Genomic DNA, 17584 nt, shown 5'->3' with positions numbered 1-17584 from the left:
GCATGACGCCGCGCGCGGCGGCCCGCGCATAGTCGCACGATGTCGCAACCGCCTAGTCGTTCGCTGCTGCTCGTCCCGCTGCTGGGCCTGCTCTGGGGCTTCAACTGGCCGGCGGTGCGGATCGCGCTGACCGAGATCGCGCCCTGGACGCTGCGGGCGAGCGGCATGACCTTCGCGGGGCTGTTCCTCGTCGCGGTCGCGCTGGGGCGCGGCGTGCCGCTGGCGGTGCCGCGGGCGCAATGGCTGCGGCTGGCGGTGGCCGGGCTGTTGTCGATCGCGGCCTTCAACATCCTGCTCGCCTTCGCGCAGCTCGCCGCGCCGACCTCGCGCGCGGCGATCCTGACCTTCACCATGCCGATCTGGGCGACGCTGCTCGCGCGCTTCAGCCTGGCGGAGCCGATCGACCGGCGGCGGCTGGTCGGGCTCGGGCTGGGCATGGCGGGGCTGGCCTGCCTCGGCCTGCCCCTGATCGCCGGTGGCGGCCTCTCCTTCGGCCTACTGCTGGCACTGATCGCGAGCGTGAGCTGGGCGCTGGGCACCATCGTCAGCAAGCGCTGGCCGGTGAGCGCGCCGGCGCTGACGATCGCCGCCTGGCAGCTCCTGATCGGCGGCGCGACTGGGGGGCTCGGCATGCTCGTCTTCGAGGGTGTGCCGGTGCCCAAGATGTTGGAGGCGCGGACGGTTGCGGCGCTCGCCTTCCACATCCTCGGCGCACAGGCGCTGGCCTATGTGCTCTGGTTCACGGTGATCGCCAGGCTGCCGGCCGGCATCGCGAGCCTGGGCACGCTGATGGTGCCGGCAGTCGGCGTGCTCGGCTCGGTGCTGCTGCTGGGCGAGCGCCCGACGCCGAGCGACTGGCTCGGCCTCGCGCTGGTGATCGCGGCGTCCGGCTCGATCCTGATCCCGGGGCGGGCGAAGGCGGGGGGCGTCTCCGAAGCCGGCTGAACCCCGGCGCCGCCGGCTGCCGCGGGGATAAGCGGGGCGTCTTGTCCCCGGTAGGCTCCGCGTGCCTGATCTTCGCATCCGTCGCGGAGGTCAGACGCACGGATGCCCCTTCCCTATCCAGATCACTGGCGTTCCCGAAGCGCCGCGCTGCAGCGCAGGCGGCTTGCGAGCCAGATCGCCGGCGACCGGATGATGCGGGCGCTGGCGCGACTGCAGGCGCTCGTCGAGAAGGCCGGCTTCCGCGAGGATCAGCCGCGCATCCCCGGCGGCAACGGCCGCGAAAGCGGACGGTGGCGATATGTCGAGGGCTATGCGCAGGGCCGGCAGCCGGGCATCGGCGACAATGGCGGGCCTTCGCTCGACCCGCCCGACCCTCCGAAAGAACCGCCCAGGGACAAGGTCTCGAAGACACAGGCCGCCAAGGCCCTGGCCAGGCAGATCGCCCTCGTGGCGGCCCGCCGAGCGGGCCCGATCGGCGCGGTCATCACAGTCCTCGAGGCGGGCCACTGGCTGTACTCCGAATGGCCATCGATCCGATCCTATCAGGATCCGCCAAAATCGCTCACCGAACTCCAGCAGCAGGCGGGGCAACGGCGGCCGGGTTATGACGACCATCACATCGTCGAGCAAGGTGCGGGAGGGCGTGAAGGCTTTCCGCGCTCGATGCTCGACAGTGTCGATAATGTCGTCAGCGTGCCGACTTACAAGCACCATCAGATCACAGGATGGTACAACAAGCCAAATCCCGACTTTGGCATGCAATCGCCGCGCGTTTATCTTCGTGGCCGCGAGTGGTCCGAGCACGTTCGCGTCGGGCAGATGGCCATGCGCCGATTCGGAGTCCTCGAATGAAGCGCCCAGAAGACTTGAAAACTCTGTCGAACGGCGAGATCGTCCGTCGTTTCGAGCAACTCTGCATCGAACAGTATGATGCGATGGAGCGGGATGAACTTGTCCGCGTCAACCGGATCGTCTGGCGGGTTCACGCTCTCGAAATGGAGCTGAAGTCCCGCCCAGGCGATCAACGGCGCCTTCTTATGACGCTATTCGGTCACCCCAACATGCAGGTCCGGCTGTCCGCGGCTCGCGCCAACCTCGCTGTCGATTATCCCGCAGCACGCCGCGAGATGCAGGCCATTGTCGATTCAAAATGGTATCCTCAGGCTGGCGACGCGGGAATTTCGCTGGAAAACATCGACACCGGGTTTTTCCGCCCGAGCTGAGCCGCCCCCTCACCGTCGCCCGAACAGCCGCTCGATATCGGCGAGTTTGAGTTCGACATAGGTCGGCCGACCGTGGTTGCACTGGCCGGAATTGGGCGTGATCTCCATTTCGCGCAGCAGCGCGTCCATCTCCTCGGGGCGGAGCCGACGGCCGGCGCGGACGGAGTTGTGGCAGGCCATCGTCGCCAGGACATGGTCGAGCCGGCGTTCCAGCGAACCGGCGGTTCCATGCTCGGCCAGCGCGTCGGCGACGTCGCGGACGAGCTTCTGGAGGTTGCCGCCGGCGAGCTGCTGGGGCGCCTCGCGGACCAGCACCGCGCCCGGCCCGAAGGGCTCCAGCCTCAAGCCGAGCGTCGCCAGATCCTCGCTCGCCGCGTTCAGCCGGTCGGCGTCGACGGGGTCGAGTTCGACCACCTCGGGCAGGAGCAGAGGCTGCGTGGCGATGCCGCTGCGGGCGCGCTCGGCCTTGAGGCGCTCATAGACGAGCCGCTCATGGGCGGCGTGCTGGTCGACGATGACGATGCCCTCGCGCGTCTGGGCGACGATATAGGTCTCGTGGAGCTGGGCCCGGGCCGCGCCGAGCGGCCGGTCGAGCGCGTCTGCCGTGGCCTCGCTCAGATGCGCGCGCGCATCGGCCGAGGAGGCCGAAAATTCGGCGAAACCCGCCTGCGGCGGCGATTCGAAGCCGCGCGCGGCGGCGGACCAGGCGGGCGCGGCGGGCAGATCGGGGCGCCGCAGCGACGATCCCTGGCCGGCGCCGGCAAACACCGCGCGGAAGGCCTCGAGCGTGCGCGCGCCGCCTGTCGTGGTGGCGCGATGGCCTGCCTCGGCCAGCGCCGCCTTCAGCCCGGAGACGACCAGGCCACGGACCAGGGCGGGATCGCGGAAGCGGACTTCGCTCTTGGCCGGGTGGACGTTGACGTCGACGAGGCGTGGATCGCAGCCGACGTCGAGGAACAGCACCGGGTGGCGGTCTGACGGCACGACATCGGCATAGGCGCCGCGCACCGCCGAGAGCAGCAGCTTGTCGCGCACCGGGCGGCCGTTGACGGCGAGATGGACGCCAGCCGAGGTGCCGCGATGGAAGGTCGGCAGCCCGGCGAAGCCGGTGACATGAAAGCCCTCGCGCGCCGCATCGAGCCGCAGCGCATTCTCGGGGAAGTCGCGCCCGAGGGCGCGACCGAGCCGGCGCAAGCGGCCATCATCGCCGACCGCCTCGGCCGGCCAGTCGAAGGGCGAGACATGTTCGCCCTCCAGCGAAAACCGGATCGCCGGATGGGCGATGCCGAGGCGCCGCAGCATCTCCGAGACGGCCTGTGCCTCGGCGCGGTCGCTCTTCAGGAATTTGAGGCGGGCGGGGGTAAAGGCAAAGAGATCGCTGACCTCGATGCGGGTGCCGGGCGCTGCCGCGACGGGGCGGACGACGCCCTTCTCGCCTGCCTCGACGACGAGGCCCGAGCCCTGGGCTGCGTCATGGCGGCGGGTGGCGATGGAGAGCCGTGCGACCGAGCCGATCGAGGGCAGTGCCTCGCCGCGGAAGCCGAGCGAGCGGATCGCGAAGAGATCGCTATCGGGGAGTTTCGACGTGGCGTGGCGCTCGACGGCGAGGGCGAGATCGTCGGGCGTCATGCCAGCGCCGTCATCGACGACGCGGATGAGTTCGCGCCCACCCGCCGCGATGGTCACCGCGATGGCGCGCGCGCCCGCGTCGATGGCGTTCTCGACCAGCTCCTTCACCGCCGCAGCCGGCCGCTCGATCACCTCGCCGGCGGCGATGCGGTCGACCAGGACGGGATCGAGACGGCGGACGGGCATTCGGGTTCCGGGGCGAGATGCGGAGGCGGCGAATCGGGTGCTGCCGCGAGGCGCAGGATAACGGGTGGGTGCGGCGTATGCGCCTCTCTCTCAGCCCTCATCGCGAGGAGCAAGCGGAAAGGCTTAAGACGACCCCAGCCTGTTCCCTGCGGAACTGCCCACCTCCGACGCGGAGCCTATCGTCTGGCCATGGCAGATGCCAACCGAGGAGAACCCACATGGCCGGGCTTCACATCATCACGCTTCGCGGCAGTGTTGGCTGGAAGGCCAGAAACGACGCGAACGACGTCCGCGCGATCCAGTCGCGCCTGAACGTGCTCATGATGCCGCCGCGCGTTCCGCTGGTGGTCGATGGTCGCAGCGGCCCAAAAACCGAGAAGATGATCCTCGATTTCCAGCAGAATGCGATGGGCGTTGCCCAGCCGGATGCGAAGGTCGATGCGGGTGGAGCCACTCTCAAGGCGCTGAACGACGTTGCTTCCATGGTCAAGTGGTCGGGTGCTGCCAAAAAACCGGGGGCCACACCCGCGCCAGGGACACCGGTCGCCGGGGGCGGACAGTATCCCGCAGGAGCATCTAACAACGAGAAACTGGTGATCGACGCCATGCGCCAGTCCGCCGCGGGCGCCGGCTCGCCTGTCGCGCTCGCGGTCATCGACATGATCGTTCAGGACCAATGGTTCCCGCACTTCAAGAACATCATGAACGGTATCGGTTCCGTGCAGTGGGCCGCTGAGTTCGGTTATGCGATCAAAAGCATGGGTGCAATAGATTCCGATGCTCAGATGATCTTCAACGTGTTCAAGGACTATGCAAATTCGCGGCTCTGCAAGCTCAAGTTTCTTCAACAACTTTTGAAGGATGCCAAGGATCTCCCGGCATTTGCAACCGCAATCAAGAGGCTGGGCAGAATCGGCAAGGTCCTGAACGTTCTAGGCGTTGCAGTCTGCGCGATGGAAGTCATCAATCATGCGCGGAATGGCCGTTATGGCCCGGCTCTGGCTGAAGTCTATGGAACGGCAATGGGCATGAGCCAGCCTTGGGCCGCCGTCATCGATGGCATACAGGGCCTCGCTTTTGACTACGCACCGAGCCTGAGGGCGAACCCGATCATGGTCAACCTGTTCCGCTATCTCAACGCGGTGAACCCGATTGGGGCCGGCAAGACTGGCATCGATTCCCTCGTGACCATCGGCGAGACAATCTTCATTTCGTTCCAGAAGAGGGAACTGGATGCGAGCAAGCTGAATGCACTTGTCGGTCGCATGCGGAAAACGCCGCTAAACGTTTTCGTCGAGTGGAGCGACATGCTGGATGCCTATGCCGGCGACAAGATCGGCGACTTCATCTGGGAGAACTTCATGAGCTGAACCGCAGGCATGGCCGGCCCGAAAGCCGGCGCGAGACGCAAGCGGACAACGAGAAACCGGCTGCTTGCCGGGATCGTGGCAGATGTGATCGACCGTGAGATCACACCAGCCCGACCGGCCGGCCCACCGCCTGAACGAGCAGGCGCGGGTCGCCGAAGAGGCGTTCCGCCACGCGCTTGACGTCGGCCAGCGTCACGGCGTCGAAGAGCCGGTTGCGCTCGGCGAGGAACTCCGGCTCGAAGCCGTTGGTCGCCAGACCCAGCAGTTCCGAGGCGATCTTGGGCGAGGTGTCGAAGCGCAGCGGGTAGGAGCCGATGATGTAGCGCTTGGCCTCGGCGACCTCGTGCTCGCTCGGCCCCTCATCGGCCAGCTTGGCCATCTCCTCGCGGATGACGCTCATCGATTCGGCGGCGCGCTCGTTCTTGGTGGCAGTGCCGCCGACCAGCATGGCGCTCTCGCGCAGCGGCATCAGGCTCGACGAGACGCCATAGGCGAGGCCGCGCTTCTCGCGGACCTCCATGAACAGCCGCGAGGTGAAGGCCGAACCGCCGAGGATGTGGTTCAGCACGCTGCCGGCGATGAAATCGGGATCGTGCCGCATCAGGCCGGGGCCGACGAAGCGCAGCACGGTCTGCGGCACATCGAGATCGATGGTGTGGGTCTGGCCCAGCCCCTGGATCGGCAGAGGCTCGCGCGGCAGGGCGCGCGGAAGCCCTTCCGGCAGCGCACCGAAGATCTGGTCGAGCCGGCGGGAGAGTTCCTGCGCCGTGATGTCGCCGACGACGACGATCTTCAGCCCGGCGCGGGCGAGCAGGTTGCGGGAGAGCCCCTTCAGCGCGTCGGCCTCCAGCCGCGAGACGCTGTCGACATCGCCCTTTTCCGGGCGGGCATAGGGGTGGCCGGCGAAGGCTGCCGCATAGAGCGCGTTGCGGCAGAGCGTCTCGGGGTTCTGCGCCTGGCGCTGCAGCCCAGAAATGACCTGCCCCTTCACCCGCTCGACGGCGTCGGCATCGAAACGCGGCGCGTTGACGGCGAGCGACAGCAGATCGAAGGCCGTGTCGCGATGGCTCGAGAGCGTCTGGAGATGGCCGTGGAAATCGTCGCGGCGGGCGTCGAAGCCCAGGCTGATCGCATGGTCGGCGAGCTTGCCGTGGAAGGCCTCGGCGTCGAGATCGCCTGCGCCCTCGTCGAGCAGGCCGGAGATCAGATAGGCGCTGCCGGCGGCGTTGTCGGGGTCGCGCGTCGCGCCGCCGTCGAAGGCGAAATCGACCGCGATCAGCGGCAGGCTGTGCTCCTCGACCAGCCAGGCTTCGACGCCCAGCGCCGAGCGCACCTTCTGGATGGCGACCGAGGGACCGGCCAGGCTGGTGGCGGCGACGGGGACGGGAGCGTTCATGTCATGTCCTGACGGCGGGCGGCAATCCGTTGGCGGAAGGGCGCCCTGCCCTGTCGAGAAAAGGATGCGGCCGGCTCAGGCCACGGGCAGGAGCAGGCCGGTGACGCAGCGATCGGGGCGCAGATAGCGGCGGGCGGCCTCGACGACGGCCTCACGCGGCACCGCCTCGATCCGCGCCGGCCAGGCCAGCACGTCCTCGACGGTTTCGCCGACGGCCAGCGACGCCCCGAAGATGCGCGCCAGCGAGGACTGGCTGTCGCGGGCGAAGATCGTCTCGGCGACGAGGCGGGTGCGGGCGCGGGCGAGTTCGAGTTCGCTGGGACCGTCGGCCAGGAAGGCGGCGAGCGCCGCATCGAGCCCCGCTTCGAGCGCCGCCATCTCGACGCCGGGGCGCGGGCTGACGGAGACCTGGAAGGCGGCGCGATCGACCATCGAGCCCATGAAATAGGCGCTGGCGCCCGCGGCCAGTTCCTGCTCGACGCAGAGCTTGCGGTAGAGCCGCGAGGTGGTGCCGCCGCCGAGGATCTCGGCTGCGATCTCAAGCGCGAAGACCTCGCCGGCCTCGCCCGACAGATAGGTCGGCGTCAGCCAGCCGCGGCGCAGCGAGGGCTGGCGCACGCGCGGATCGCTCAGCGACACCCGGCGCGCGGCACGCGGATCGGGCTCGGCGGGGCGCTTGCGCAGCGGCGTCTCCCCGCGCGCGGGAATGGCGCCATAAGTCGCCTCGGCGAGGCTGCGCACGGTCTGCGCATCGGTGTCGCCGGCGACGACGAGGATGGCGTTCTCCGGCGTGTAGAAGCGCTGGTAATAGGCGAAGGCGTCGTCGCGGTTGAGCTCCTCGATCTCGTGCTCCCAGCCGATGATCGGCGTGCCATAGGGGTGATGCACGAAGAGCGCGGAGGAGAACTCCTCGCCGAGCTGGGCGGCGGGGTCGGAATCGACGCGCATCTTGCGCTCTTCGAGCACGACGTCGCGCTCGGGGCCCACGACGCTCTCGTCGAAGGCGAGGCCCGTCATCCGGTCGGCCTCGTAATCCATCATCGCGCGCAGATGCTCCTTCGGCACGCGCTGGAAATAGGCGGTGTAGTCGAAGGAGGTGAAGGCGTTTTCCTGCCCGCCGAAGCCGGCGACGATCTTGGAGAACTCGCCGGCCGGCCATTTGGCCGTGCCCTTGAACATCAGATGCTCGAGGAAATGCGCGATGCCGGACTTGCCCGCCGGATCATCGGCCGAGCCGTTGCGATACCAGACCATATGCGTGACGACCGGGGCGCGCCGGTCGGCGATCACCACCACGTCCATGCCGTTGGCGAGGCGGAAGGACTCGACCGGTTGAGAGGCCGGGGGCTGCGCGGCGTGGCTCGGCTGCGAATGCATGTTCACCTGAGGCCGTCTCCAATGATGTGCAGGGTCGCGGCGACGCGCCGGTCGGATGCTTTCCGGGAAGGGCGGCGCAAGCGAAGGACGCTCGCCCGATGTCCCTCGAACGAAATAAGGCGGCCGGGCGCCAAACGCCAGAGCCGCCCCTCACAGGATGGACGGAGCCGGACCGCCAGGCGGTCACGACTCCGGCATCGACCGTCACTGCATCGGGATCTGACCGGTCAGGAATTCGCGCTGGCCGACCGCCTGCCGATCCTCGACAGGGCCGCCCTGACCGGGGCCGACCGGCGCCGTGCCGGCGGGCAGGCGATAACCGACCGGCGGCTCCGCCAGCGTCCGACGTGGCGGCTCGGAGCCATAGGTCAACTGGTCGAGCGCGGTCTGGTTCTGGCGGCTGGCGAGTTCGCGGCCGACGCGGATCGGCGCGATCTGGTTGTTGTAGTTGTTGTGATCCTCGGCGACCTCGGGCCGGCCCGCATCGCGGGTCGTGCGGCCGCGGCGCAGCTCTTGCTGGCTGAGAATCGGATTGTTGCGCCAGTTGGGGTTCGACACCGGAACGCGCGCGCCCGCGGCTTCCGCACGGCGGGCGGCCACGTCGGGATCGTTGGGCCAGGCGGCGTTGCGGCTGCTCGCCGGCGCCTGCGGACGCGGCAGGGTCGAGTTCGGCGGCACGACCAGCGGCGGGCGCTGACGGTATTCGATGTCGTCGCCCGGGCGGCCGCCGATGACGCCTTCCATGAGGTTCTTGAAGAGCATGCCCTCCTGAGCCAGCGCGGGCTGGGCCGCAAGCACGAGGCCTCCGGCCAGCAGCAGATGCGTCACGCGGATGCGGTGAGCCATGTCAAATCTCCCTCGGGGATATCGCTTCCCCGTATAACCTCAGACGAACGGCAAAACGATGGCAAAGCCGACCTTATGCCGGCGTTTCCGCGCCCGGGCGGAAGGACTCATACAGCAGCGCGACCACCCCGACAACGATGGCCGCATCGGCAATGTTAAAGATGTACCAGCTGAAGCTGCCCCAATGCAGATGGACGAAGTCGACGACGGCGCCATAGACGGCGCGATCCAGCCCATTGCCGAGCGCACCACCGACGATCAGGGCCAGGCCGATCACGGTCAAGGGCCGCTCCTCGCGCCACATCCAGCGCCCCAGCCAGATCGCGGCGACGATCGAGATGACCACGAGGCCCCAGCGGCCGATGTCGCTGTGCTGCTGGAACAGGCCGTAGGAAATGCCGCGGTTCCAGGCGAGCACGATGTTCATGAACGGCGTCACGGCAAACGGCCCGGTCTCGGCCAGACGCAGGCCGAAGAGCAGCCAGAGCTTGAGCGCCTGATCGGCGAGGAAGACGACCAGGACGACCGCGAGACCGAGGCGGCGGGCGGAGGTCATGCCGCCCCCCGGCCGAGTTCGCGCAGCGCCTTGGCATCGCGCGGCGTCACCGTCGGATAGGCGGCATCGGCCGTCGCGGGGTCGAAATACTTCCAGGAGCGGGCGCATTTGACGCCGTCGGCACGGTGCGGGACGACCGCGACGCCGGGAACGTCGGGCAGGCGGACGGCCTCGGCCGGCCCTTCCCCGTTCTCGACGCGGATGGCGGAGGTGATGCTGATCTCGGCGAGATCGGCCCCCGACAGCGCGGCGAGAAGGTCCGGATCGGAGACGAAGACCTGCGGGGCGGCTTCCAGCGAGGAACCCAGCCGCTTGGCCGCGCGCTCCAGCTCGAGCGCGCCGGTGACGACGCGGCGAACCCTACGGATCTTGCTCCAGCGCTCGGCCAGCTCGGAATCGAGCCAGGCGGCCGGGGCCTGCGCGAAGAGTTCGAGATGGACCGAGCCGTCCAACGTCTTCTGCTCCGGATAACGCTCCAGCCAGGCTTCCTCGGCGGTGAACACCAGGATCGGCGCGAGCCAGGTCGTCAGGCAGCGGAAGAGATGGTCGACGACGGTGAGCGCGCTCTTGCGGACATGGCTCGACAGCGGGTCGCAATAGAGCGCGTCCTTGCGGACGTCGAAATAGAAGGCCGAGAGTTCGGTGTTCATGAACTGCGAGAGCAGCGTCACGACCTTCTTGTAGTCGTAGGTGCGATAGGCCTCCTCGACCTGCGGGCCGATCTCGGCGAGCCGATGCAGCATCAGCCGCTCCAGCTCGGGCATGGTCTGGATTTCGGAGACGCGGGTGTCCTCGCTGAAATGGGCGAGCGTGCCGAGCATCCAGCGCATCGTGTTGCGCAGCTTGCGATAGGTCTCGACGAAGGTCTTGAGGATCTCCTTGCCGATGCGCAGATCGTCGGAATAGTCCGCCGCAGCGACCCAGAGGCGCAGGATGTCGGCGCCTGAATCCTTGATGATGTCCTGCGGGGCGGTGACGTTGCCCTTGGACTTCGACATCTTCTCGCCCTTCTCGTCGAGGCAGAAGCCGTGCGTCAGCACGATGTCGTAAGGAGCGCGCCCGCGCGTGCCGCAGCTTTCGAGCAGCGAAGAGTGGAACCAGCCGCGATGCTGGTCCGAGCCTTCGAGATACATCACCCGGTCATTGCCGCCGTCACCGCGACGACGCGCGCGCAGATCGGCGCGCTTCTCCAGGGTGAAGGCATGGGTCGAGCCTGAATCGAACCAGACGTCGAGCACGTCGGTGACGCGCTCGTAATGCGCCGGGTCGTAGCCGAAGGGCTTCAGGAAGCGAGCGCCGTCGGTGTCGGTGAACCAGGCATCGGCGCCCTCGAGCTCGAAGGCCTCGGCGATGGCGGCGTTCACCTTCGCATCGACCAGGATCTCCTTGCTCTCCTTCTCGACGAAGACGGTGATCGGCACGCCCCAGGCGCGCTGGCGCGAAACCACCCAGTCGGGGCGGTTGGCGATCATGCCGTTGATGCGGTTCTCGCCGGCGGCAGGGACCCATTGGGTGTCCTTGATCGCGCCGAGCGCGACCTCGCGCAGGGTGCGGTTGCCGAGCGTATCGACCGCCTTGTCCATGGCGATGAACCATTGCGGCGTGTTGCGGAAGATCACCGGCTTCTTCGAGCGCCAGCTATGCGGATACTGGTGCTTGAGCCGGCCGCGCGCGACGAGATTGCCCGACGCCGCGAGCGCCTTGATGACGACCTCGTTGGCGTTGCCCTTCTCGCCCTTGTCCGTGATGACCTGCGCGCCCTCGAAGCCCGGCGCGTCCTTGGTGAAGCGGCCATCGGCGTCGACGGTGTAGGGGATGCGGGTCTCGATGCCGCGCTCGGCCAGTTGGCGGCCATTGCTCATCCAGACGTCGAAGTCCTCGCGGCCATGGCCGGGCGCGGTGTGGACGAAGCCGGTGCCGGCATCGTCGGTGACATGGTCGCCATCGAGCAGGGGCACGTCGAAGTCGTAGCCGTGGCCGCGCAGGGGGTGGGCGGCAACGAGTCCATCAAGGCCGGTACTGGCGTCGCCACCAACGTTTTTCCAAGCAGCGATCTTGGCCGCTTTTGCGAATGATTCGACGAGACTGGACGCTACGATGTAGCGATCGCCAACCTTCGCCCAATTTCCCTCTGGGGCGTCTGTCACCTCGATCTGGACATATAGCAATTTCGATGAAAACGAGATCGCACGGTTCCCCGGGATCGTCCAAGGAGTCGTCGTCCAGATAACGATTTTGGTGCCAAGCGTGCGATCGCTCAGCGGGAGCTTCTTCCCTTCGACAAGTCGTTCAACCAACGGAAACGCCACGAACACCGTGTCGCTGGTGTGCTCCTCATACTCGACCTCGGCCTCGGCTAAGGCGGTCTTCTCGACGACCGACCACATCACCGGCTTGGAGCCGCGATAGAGCTGGCCGGTCTCGGCGAATTTCATGATCTCGCGGGCAATCTGCGCCTCGGCCGGGTAGGCCATGGTCAGGTAGGGATCGTCCCAGTCGCCCTCGACGCCGAGCCGCTTGAACTCCTCGCGCTGGACCGAGACCCAGTGCTCGGCGAAGGTACGGCATTCCTTGCGGAACTCGACGACGTCGACGTCGTCCTTGTTCAGCCCCTTGGCGCGGTACTGCTCCTCGATCTTCCACTCGATCGGCAGGCCGTGGCAGTCCCAGCCCGGGACGTAGTTGGAATCGAAGCCCAGCATCTGCTGCGAGCGCGTGACGAGGTCCTTCAGGACCTTGTTGAGCGCATGGCCGATATGGATGTTGCCGTTGGCGTAGGGCGGGCCGTCATGCAGCACGAAGCGGTCGCGGCCTTTGCCGGCCTCGCGCAGCTTGCGGTAGAGGTCCATCCTGGCCCAGCGGGCGAGCAATTCCGGCTCGCGCTGCGGCAGGCCGGCCCGCATCGGGAACTCGGTCTGGGGCAGGAACAAAGTCTGGGAATAGTCGGTCGCGTCGGTCTTGTCGGTCATGGTCCGGCTCGGGCAAGGCGGGCTGGCCTGCCATCATCGTTTGGCGTGGCGCTGTCCGCGGTGAAACTGAATAGAAAAGCGACGGTCACCCGGCTTGCGCGAGCGCCCGCGCCTAGCGCGGGGCGGCAGCCGGGCCCGTAATTCGCCGGAGCGGAATGAGGGGCCTATCGCGGAATATGCTCATGACCGGCTTCTAGATCAAAATGGTTGGCGCAGGAACCTCTTCGTCATCCTGGCCGAATCGAAGCGGAGCGCCGGGATCCATCTCGGGCGCGACAATGCCCTGCGATGGATCCCGGGCCGCCCTGCGGGCGCCCAGGATGGCGGCGTGTTGGATGGTCGTTGCGCTCCGGCAAAGCCCCCTTACGGAAGGAAGGGCGGCGTCTTGCCCAGGATCTCGCGGGCGCGCAGGCTGTCGGCGTCCATCTGGGTGATCAGGGCCTCCAGCGAGTCGAACTTCGCCTCGCCGCGCAGCCAGGAGACGAAGGCGACATCGACCTGGCTGCCATAGAGATCCCCAGCGAAATCGAAGACGAAGGTTTCCAGACGCGGCGCGCCGTCGTCGAAGGTCGGGCGGCGGCCGAAGCTCGCGACGCCGTCATGCCAGATACCGTCGATCTTCATGCGGACGGCGTAGATGCCGTGTTTCAGCTTGCAGTCGCGCGCGAGATGCATGTTGGCGGTGGGGTAGCCGAGTTCGCGGCCGCGCTTGTCGCCATGCGCCACGACGCCGCGCACGAACCAGGGCCGGCCGAGATAATCCGCGGCGCGGGCGACGTCGCCCTGCTCGAGCGCGTTGCGGATCAGCGACGAGGACACCGCCTCGCCGTCCCAGGCGAAAGGAGGCACGATGACGACGGGCACGCCTTGGCCCGCGCAGCGCGCCTGCAGCATCTCGGGCGAGCCGGTCCGGCCCTGGCCGAAATGGAAATCGTAACCGCAGACGAGCCCCGCCGCGCCGAGCCGGCCGAGCAGGAGATCGTCGACGAAGGCCTCGGCCCGGATCGCGGCGACGTCGCGGTTGAAGGGGAGCACGAAGGTCAGCGGCAGGCCGAGTTGTCCGAGCAGTTCGGTTTTCACCGCCGGCGGCGTCAGGCGGAAGACCGGCTCCTCGGGCCGGAAGACACTGCGCGGGTGCGGCTCGAAGGTCAGCGCGGCGGGCCGGCGCCCCAGCTGCTCGCCGAGCTCGATGGCCTCGCGGGCGAGTTCGGCATGGCCGCGATGGACGCCGTCGAAATTGCCGAGCGCGATGACCGCACCGCGCAGGGCGGCGGGCGCGGGCTTGTCGAGATCGAGCACGAAGCTGGTGGCGAGATCGGCGGCAGAGGTCATCGGTCGGGGCATCCGGGCGCCCAGGGCTCGCCGGGCCGGCCCGTCATTGGCCAGAGGCGGCGGCCCGTCAAGCCGACGGCGTCAATCCGCCTTGCGATCGCCGGGACGCGGCGGCGGCAGGGCCACCCAGGCCTCGCCTTCCAGGACCGCCTTGCCATCGATCAGACATTCGCAGAACAGGCGGGCGCGGCGGCGTTCGGCCACGAGTTCGACGACCTCGACGCGCGCCATGACGACATCGCCGATCTTCACCGGGGCGAGGAAGGTCAGCGTCTGCGACAGATAGACCGCGCCGGGCCCCGGCAGCCGCGTGCCCAGCAGCGCCGACACCAGGCTCGCGGTCAGCATGCCATGGGCAATGCGCTGGCCGAACTTGGTGTTGGCGGCGTAGCGATCGCAAAGGTGGATCGGATTGGCGTCGCCCGACAGATCGGCGAAGAGGGAGACGTCACGCTCCATCACCGTGCGCATGAGGCTCGCGCTCTGGCCGACGGCCAGATCCTCGAAGGCATGGACGGTGTAGAGGGCGCTGCTCATCGGGGCTGGTTGCTTCGGGCTCGGGAGACGAAACGGGGCCGCATGCCGATCGCGGAACGGGCATGTCGGGAACCTGCCACAGCAGCGTCAGGCCGGCCATTGGACTTTGGTGCCTGATACAAAGCGCAACTTCCCTTCCGTTAGTACGGCAATGAATTAACGGCTTTGAAACGCCGGCGCGCTAACCCTTGGAACCAACGACTGCGGCCGCCCTTTGAAGCGGCACGACACGGCATGGCCCGCGTCTTCACCGCTTGATTGGAGCACGCCAATGGCTCTCGACCCGTCCATGCCGATTCTGGTGGTCGATGACTACCAGACAATGGTTCGGATCATCCGCAACCTGTTGAAGCAGTTGGGCTTCGAGAATGTCGACGATGCGTCGGACGGTCAGGCCGCGATCGCCAAGATGCGTGACAAGCGCTACGGCCTGGTGATCTCCGACTGGAACATGGAGCCGATGACGGGCTTCGAACTGCTGCAGCGAGTACGCGAGGAGGAGTCGCTGTCGGCGACCCCCTTCATCATGGTGACGGCCGAATCCCGCACCGAGAACGTCATCGCCGCCAAAAAGGCGGGCGTGAACAATTATATCGTCAAGCCGTTCAACGCGCAGACGCTGCGCTCGAAGATCGAATCCGTCTGCACCGGTTGATGGCGTCGGCGCGCGTGTGCGAGGCCGCTCACCAGACCAGATGGGGCATGGCATAGGCGGGACGATGGCTCTGCCGCCCGAGCCAGCCATGGCGCTCGTCCCATGACGCTTCCATCAAATCCTGGGCATGGATGCCCGCCAGCACCATGACGCCGGTGGCGCCGAATGCGTCCGCGCCGGCGATGTCGGTGCGGATCGCGTCACCGATGGCGCAGATCCGATGCCGCGCGATGGCGGCGCCGCGCTGCGTCTGCGCGAGGGCGAGCGCCGCCTCATAGATCGGCGCATGCGGCTTGCCGGCATAGATCACCTTGCCGCCGATCTCCTCATAGGCGAGCGCCACCGACCCGGCGCAGGGCACGATGCGCCCGCCGCGTTCGACGACCAGATCGGGATTGGCGCAGATCATCTCGAGCCCGCGCTCGGCAAAGCCGGCGAGCAGCGCCGCGTAGCTCGCGGCCGTCTCGGTCTCATCGTCGAGGAGGCCGGTGCAGAGGACATACTCCGCCTGGCCGGGCTCGACCTCAGGCGCATCGAGCCCCGCCACCAGCGGGAGATCGCGGTCGGGCCCCAGCCGGAACATCGGCCGGCCCGCCCGGGCCTGGATCAGGGCGCGGCAGACATCGCCCGAGGTGACGATCGCGTCCCAGGCGGCGCGCGGCACGGAAAACCCATCGAGTTGCTGCGCGATCAACGCGGCCGGGCGCGGCGCATTGGTGACGAGAATGACGGTGATGCCGCGCTCGCGCATGGCCACCAGCGCCGCGACGGCCTCGCCAAACGCGGCGACGCCATTATGAACGACGCCCCAGACATCGCACAGGCACAGATCGAAACGGTCCGCGATGTCGGAAAAGCCTGGCAGGGGCGCGGTGACGGTGATCTCGGATGGCGACACGGTGGCTGGCTCCCTCTGGCTGAGTGCCGTCGCCTTACAGCATCGCCGGCCTTCCCGCACCTGCAGCGACGCGCAACTCCCCTTGCCAAGACCGCGGGTGCGGGTCGGGCACCGAAAACGGGTCTTGGCTGATGCCGGTCAGGCGCTGGCGCGGCGCAGGACGGAGCGGAAAGACTGCCGCTCGGGAGGAGCCTCCTGCGCCGGAGCCAGCGCGGGAGCGGGATAATCGACGACTTCGGCGCTCCGCGTCGCAGGCACGGGCGGCGCGGGCGGTTCGGCCGGAGCCGCAGCGGGGGCCGGCTCGGCCGGCTCGGCAAAGACGTCGGGCTTGACCGGACGTGGCGGCGAGAAGACCAACCCTTGCCCCATCGAGACGCCAAGCTCGATCATATCCGCAACCGTCGGATCATCCCCGACCTCGTCGGCGATCAGCACCACCGAGGCGCGCGCCAGCAGTGCCGACAGATCACCGGCCGCAATGTCGGCGCTGTCGCCGTCGGCATGCGCCATCAACAACGCCGCCGGCGCCTTGACGAAGCGGACGCCCCGATCGAACAGCGAGACGGGATCGAGCCGGAGATCGACGAGCTGGTCGAGCGCGAAGCGCACGCCATTGGCCGACATCGCCCCGAGCAGGCCAAGACTCGTCGGATCGAGCCCCCGGAAGACGCTCTGCGGCATCTCGACGACCAGATGCCCGGTGTGCTCGCGGTATTTGTCGAGGATGCGCGACAATGTCGCCAGCGCCTTGGAGGAACTCCAGGTCGCCGTGCTGAAATTGCAGGAGACGAACAGCGTGCCCGGCTTCGAGCCGAGATGGCGGGCGATGGCGAGCGCCCGCGTCAGCACGAGCGCATCGAGCGTCGGGCCGAAGCCGCGCTCCTCGATGACCGAGACGAATTCATGCGGCAGCAGCAGCGTGTTTTCGTCCAGCCGCAGCCGAACCAGCGCCTCATAGCCGCGGGTGCGACGCTGCGGCAACTGCACGATGGGCTGCAGATGAACCTCGACCTTGCCCTCCGAGAGCGCAGCGCTGATCACGCTCGCCCGCTCGGAGGCCGCCCGCTCCTCGGCCTCGCGCGCCGCCTCGGCGCGCTCGGCAGCCAGAACGCGCAGGCGCTCCTGTCGCGCGGCCTCGGGATCGATGACCACGACGGGCGCGGGCTTGGGCTCAGCCTCGACGGCGGCAACGGGGCGCGCCTGGACCGCCGACAGCGCGGCGTCATGGTCGGCCAGCGTGGTCGCCACCTGATGGATCAGGTCGCCCAACAGGCCCACCTCGGCGGTCAATTCATTGATCGCGGCCCGCGCCGGCGCGGCGTCGGCATCGCGCATCGGCAGCTGCTCGACCCGCTTGGAGAGAGCGTCGAGCCGGATCGCGTTCGTCGCCAGGCGGACCTTGACCTCGCCCACGGCGGCCAGGACCTGCTCACGCTGGGCCAAGGCGCGCCGTTCCGACAGCCACGCCGAACCGAGCCACCCGCCACCCGCCACAAGCAGACCCAGCGCCGCACCCAGGGGCATCGGCAGCAGAAGCGTCATAACCGCGCCCGCCGACAGCCCGGTCACGGCGCTGGCGAGAGGGTGCAGGGCATTGCGTGGAAGTGGGGCCAAGGCAGCGATCGCGCGAGGGGTTGGTCGGGAGGGGGGCAGCGAATCACACCA

At 68.0% G+C, this 17584-nt stretch carries 15 protein-coding genes; 5 read left to right on the top strand and 10 right to left on the bottom strand.

The genetic code is table 11. The annotated features are described in order from the left end of the window. Positions 1 to 39: 39 nt before the first annotated feature. The 3 genes from Q8S38_RS02315 (at position 40) to Q8S38_RS02305 (ending at position 2168) form a co-directional block, all read left to right on the top strand. The gene (locus Q8S38_RS02315; protein ID WP_305678796.1) at positions 40 to 945 is read left to right on the top strand and encodes a DMT family transporter; all 906 of its coding nucleotides are present in this window, start codon (positions 40 to 42) and stop codon (positions 943 to 945) included. 102 nt (positions 946 to 1047) lie between these two features. After that, on the top strand, positions 1048 to 1797 hold the full coding sequence (locus tag Q8S38_RS02310; protein ID WP_305678795.1) for a hypothetical protein: 750 nt from the start codon (positions 1048 to 1050) through the stop codon (positions 1795 to 1797). Beyond that, on the top strand, positions 1794 to 2168 hold the full coding sequence (locus Q8S38_RS02305) for a DUF2019 domain-containing protein (protein ID WP_067993736.1): 375 nt from the start codon (positions 1794 to 1796) through the stop codon (positions 2166 to 2168). Before Q8S38_RS02310 ends, Q8S38_RS02305 begins: the two co-directional genes overlap by 4 nt. A 9-nt stretch (positions 2169 to 2177) precedes the next feature. Here the strand turns inward: Q8S38_RS02305 and mutL are convergent, their stop codons facing one another. After that, positions 2178 to 3983 (bottom strand): DNA mismatch repair endonuclease MutL, encoded by a 1806-nt coding sequence (mutL, locus tag Q8S38_RS02300; RefSeq protein WP_305678794.1) that lies wholly within the window; start codon positions 3981 to 3983, stop codon positions 2178 to 2180. A gap of 218 nt (positions 3984 to 4201) precedes the next feature. Here mutL and Q8S38_RS02295 point away from each other — a divergent pair, with 218 nt between their 5' ends. Beyond that, positions 4202 to 5353, top strand: a complete 1152-nt coding sequence (locus Q8S38_RS02295; RefSeq protein ID WP_305678793.1) for a peptidoglycan-binding domain-containing protein — start codon at positions 4202 to 4204, stop codon at positions 5351 to 5353. Between the two features lie 100 nt (positions 5354 to 5453). Here the strand turns inward: Q8S38_RS02295 and Q8S38_RS02290 are convergent, their stop codons facing one another. The 7 genes from Q8S38_RS02290 to Q8S38_RS02260 all read right to left on the bottom strand — a co-directional run bounded on the left by Q8S38_RS02290 (position 5454) and on the right by Q8S38_RS02260 (position 14366). Continuing rightward, a complete protein-coding gene (locus tag Q8S38_RS02290) occupies positions 5454 to 6749 on the bottom strand; it encodes a M16 family metallopeptidase (protein ID WP_305678792.1) in 1296 nt (431 codons plus the stop codon). A gap of 75 nt (positions 6750 to 6824) precedes the next feature. Then, positions 6825 to 8126 (bottom strand): M16 family metallopeptidase, encoded by a 1302-nt coding sequence (locus tag Q8S38_RS02285; protein ID WP_305678911.1) that lies wholly within the window; start codon positions 8124 to 8126, stop codon positions 6825 to 6827. Positions 8127 to 8330: 204 nt separating this feature from the next. Then, on the bottom strand, positions 8331 to 8972 hold the full coding sequence (locus Q8S38_RS02280) for a hypothetical protein (protein ID WP_305678791.1): 642 nt from the start codon (positions 8970 to 8972) through the stop codon (positions 8331 to 8333). A gap of 73 nt (positions 8973 to 9045) precedes the next feature. After that, positions 9046 to 9528 (bottom strand): signal peptidase II, encoded by a 483-nt coding sequence (lspA, locus tag Q8S38_RS02275; protein WP_305678790.1) that lies wholly within the window; start codon positions 9526 to 9528, stop codon positions 9046 to 9048. Beyond that, a complete protein-coding gene (ileS, locus tag Q8S38_RS02270) occupies positions 9525 to 12497 on the bottom strand; it encodes an isoleucine--tRNA ligase (RefSeq protein WP_305678789.1) in 2973 nt (990 codons plus the stop codon). The genes lspA and ileS overlap by 4 nt, the downstream gene beginning before the upstream one ends. 363 nt (positions 12498 to 12860) lie before the next feature. Further along, positions 12861 to 13829, bottom strand: coding sequence for a bifunctional riboflavin kinase/FAD synthetase (locus Q8S38_RS02265; protein WP_305678788.1), 969 nt, complete (start codon positions 13827 to 13829; stop codon positions 12861 to 12863). An 81-nt stretch (positions 13830 to 13910) separates the two neighbouring features. Next, positions 13911 to 14366: a MaoC family dehydratase gene (locus tag Q8S38_RS02260; protein WP_305678787.1), complete on the bottom strand. Its 456-nt coding sequence runs from the start codon at positions 14364 to 14366 to the stop codon at positions 13911 to 13913. A 271-nt stretch (positions 14367 to 14637) separates the two neighbouring features. On the opposite strand from Q8S38_RS02260, the gene Q8S38_RS02255 reads away from it, so the two are divergent. Continuing rightward, positions 14638 to 15021 (top strand): response regulator, encoded by a 384-nt coding sequence (locus Q8S38_RS02255; protein WP_305678786.1) that lies wholly within the window; start codon positions 14638 to 14640, stop codon positions 15019 to 15021. A 28-nt stretch (positions 15022 to 15049) separates the two neighbouring features. Here Q8S38_RS02255 and Q8S38_RS02250 read toward each other — a convergent pair whose 3' ends face one another. Both Q8S38_RS02250 and Q8S38_RS02245 read right to left on the bottom strand, forming a co-directional pair. Continuing rightward, the gene (locus Q8S38_RS02250) at positions 15050 to 15919 is read right to left on the bottom strand and encodes a TIGR01459 family HAD-type hydrolase (RefSeq protein ID WP_305678785.1); all 870 of its coding nucleotides are present in this window, start codon (positions 15917 to 15919) and stop codon (positions 15050 to 15052) included. Positions 15920 to 16057: 138 nt separating this feature from the next. Continuing rightward, the gene (locus tag Q8S38_RS02245) at positions 16058 to 17533 is read right to left on the bottom strand and encodes an EAL domain-containing protein (protein ID WP_305678784.1); all 1476 of its coding nucleotides are present in this window, start codon (positions 17531 to 17533) and stop codon (positions 16058 to 16060) included. Positions 17534 to 17584: the final 51 nt, after the last annotated feature.

The organism is Allobosea sp. (assembly GCF_030695125.1).
Taxonomy (GTDB): domain Bacteria; phylum Pseudomonadota; class Alphaproteobacteria; order Rhizobiales; family Beijerinckiaceae; genus Allobosea.
This window is presented reverse-complemented; position numbering and strand designations above follow the sequence as displayed.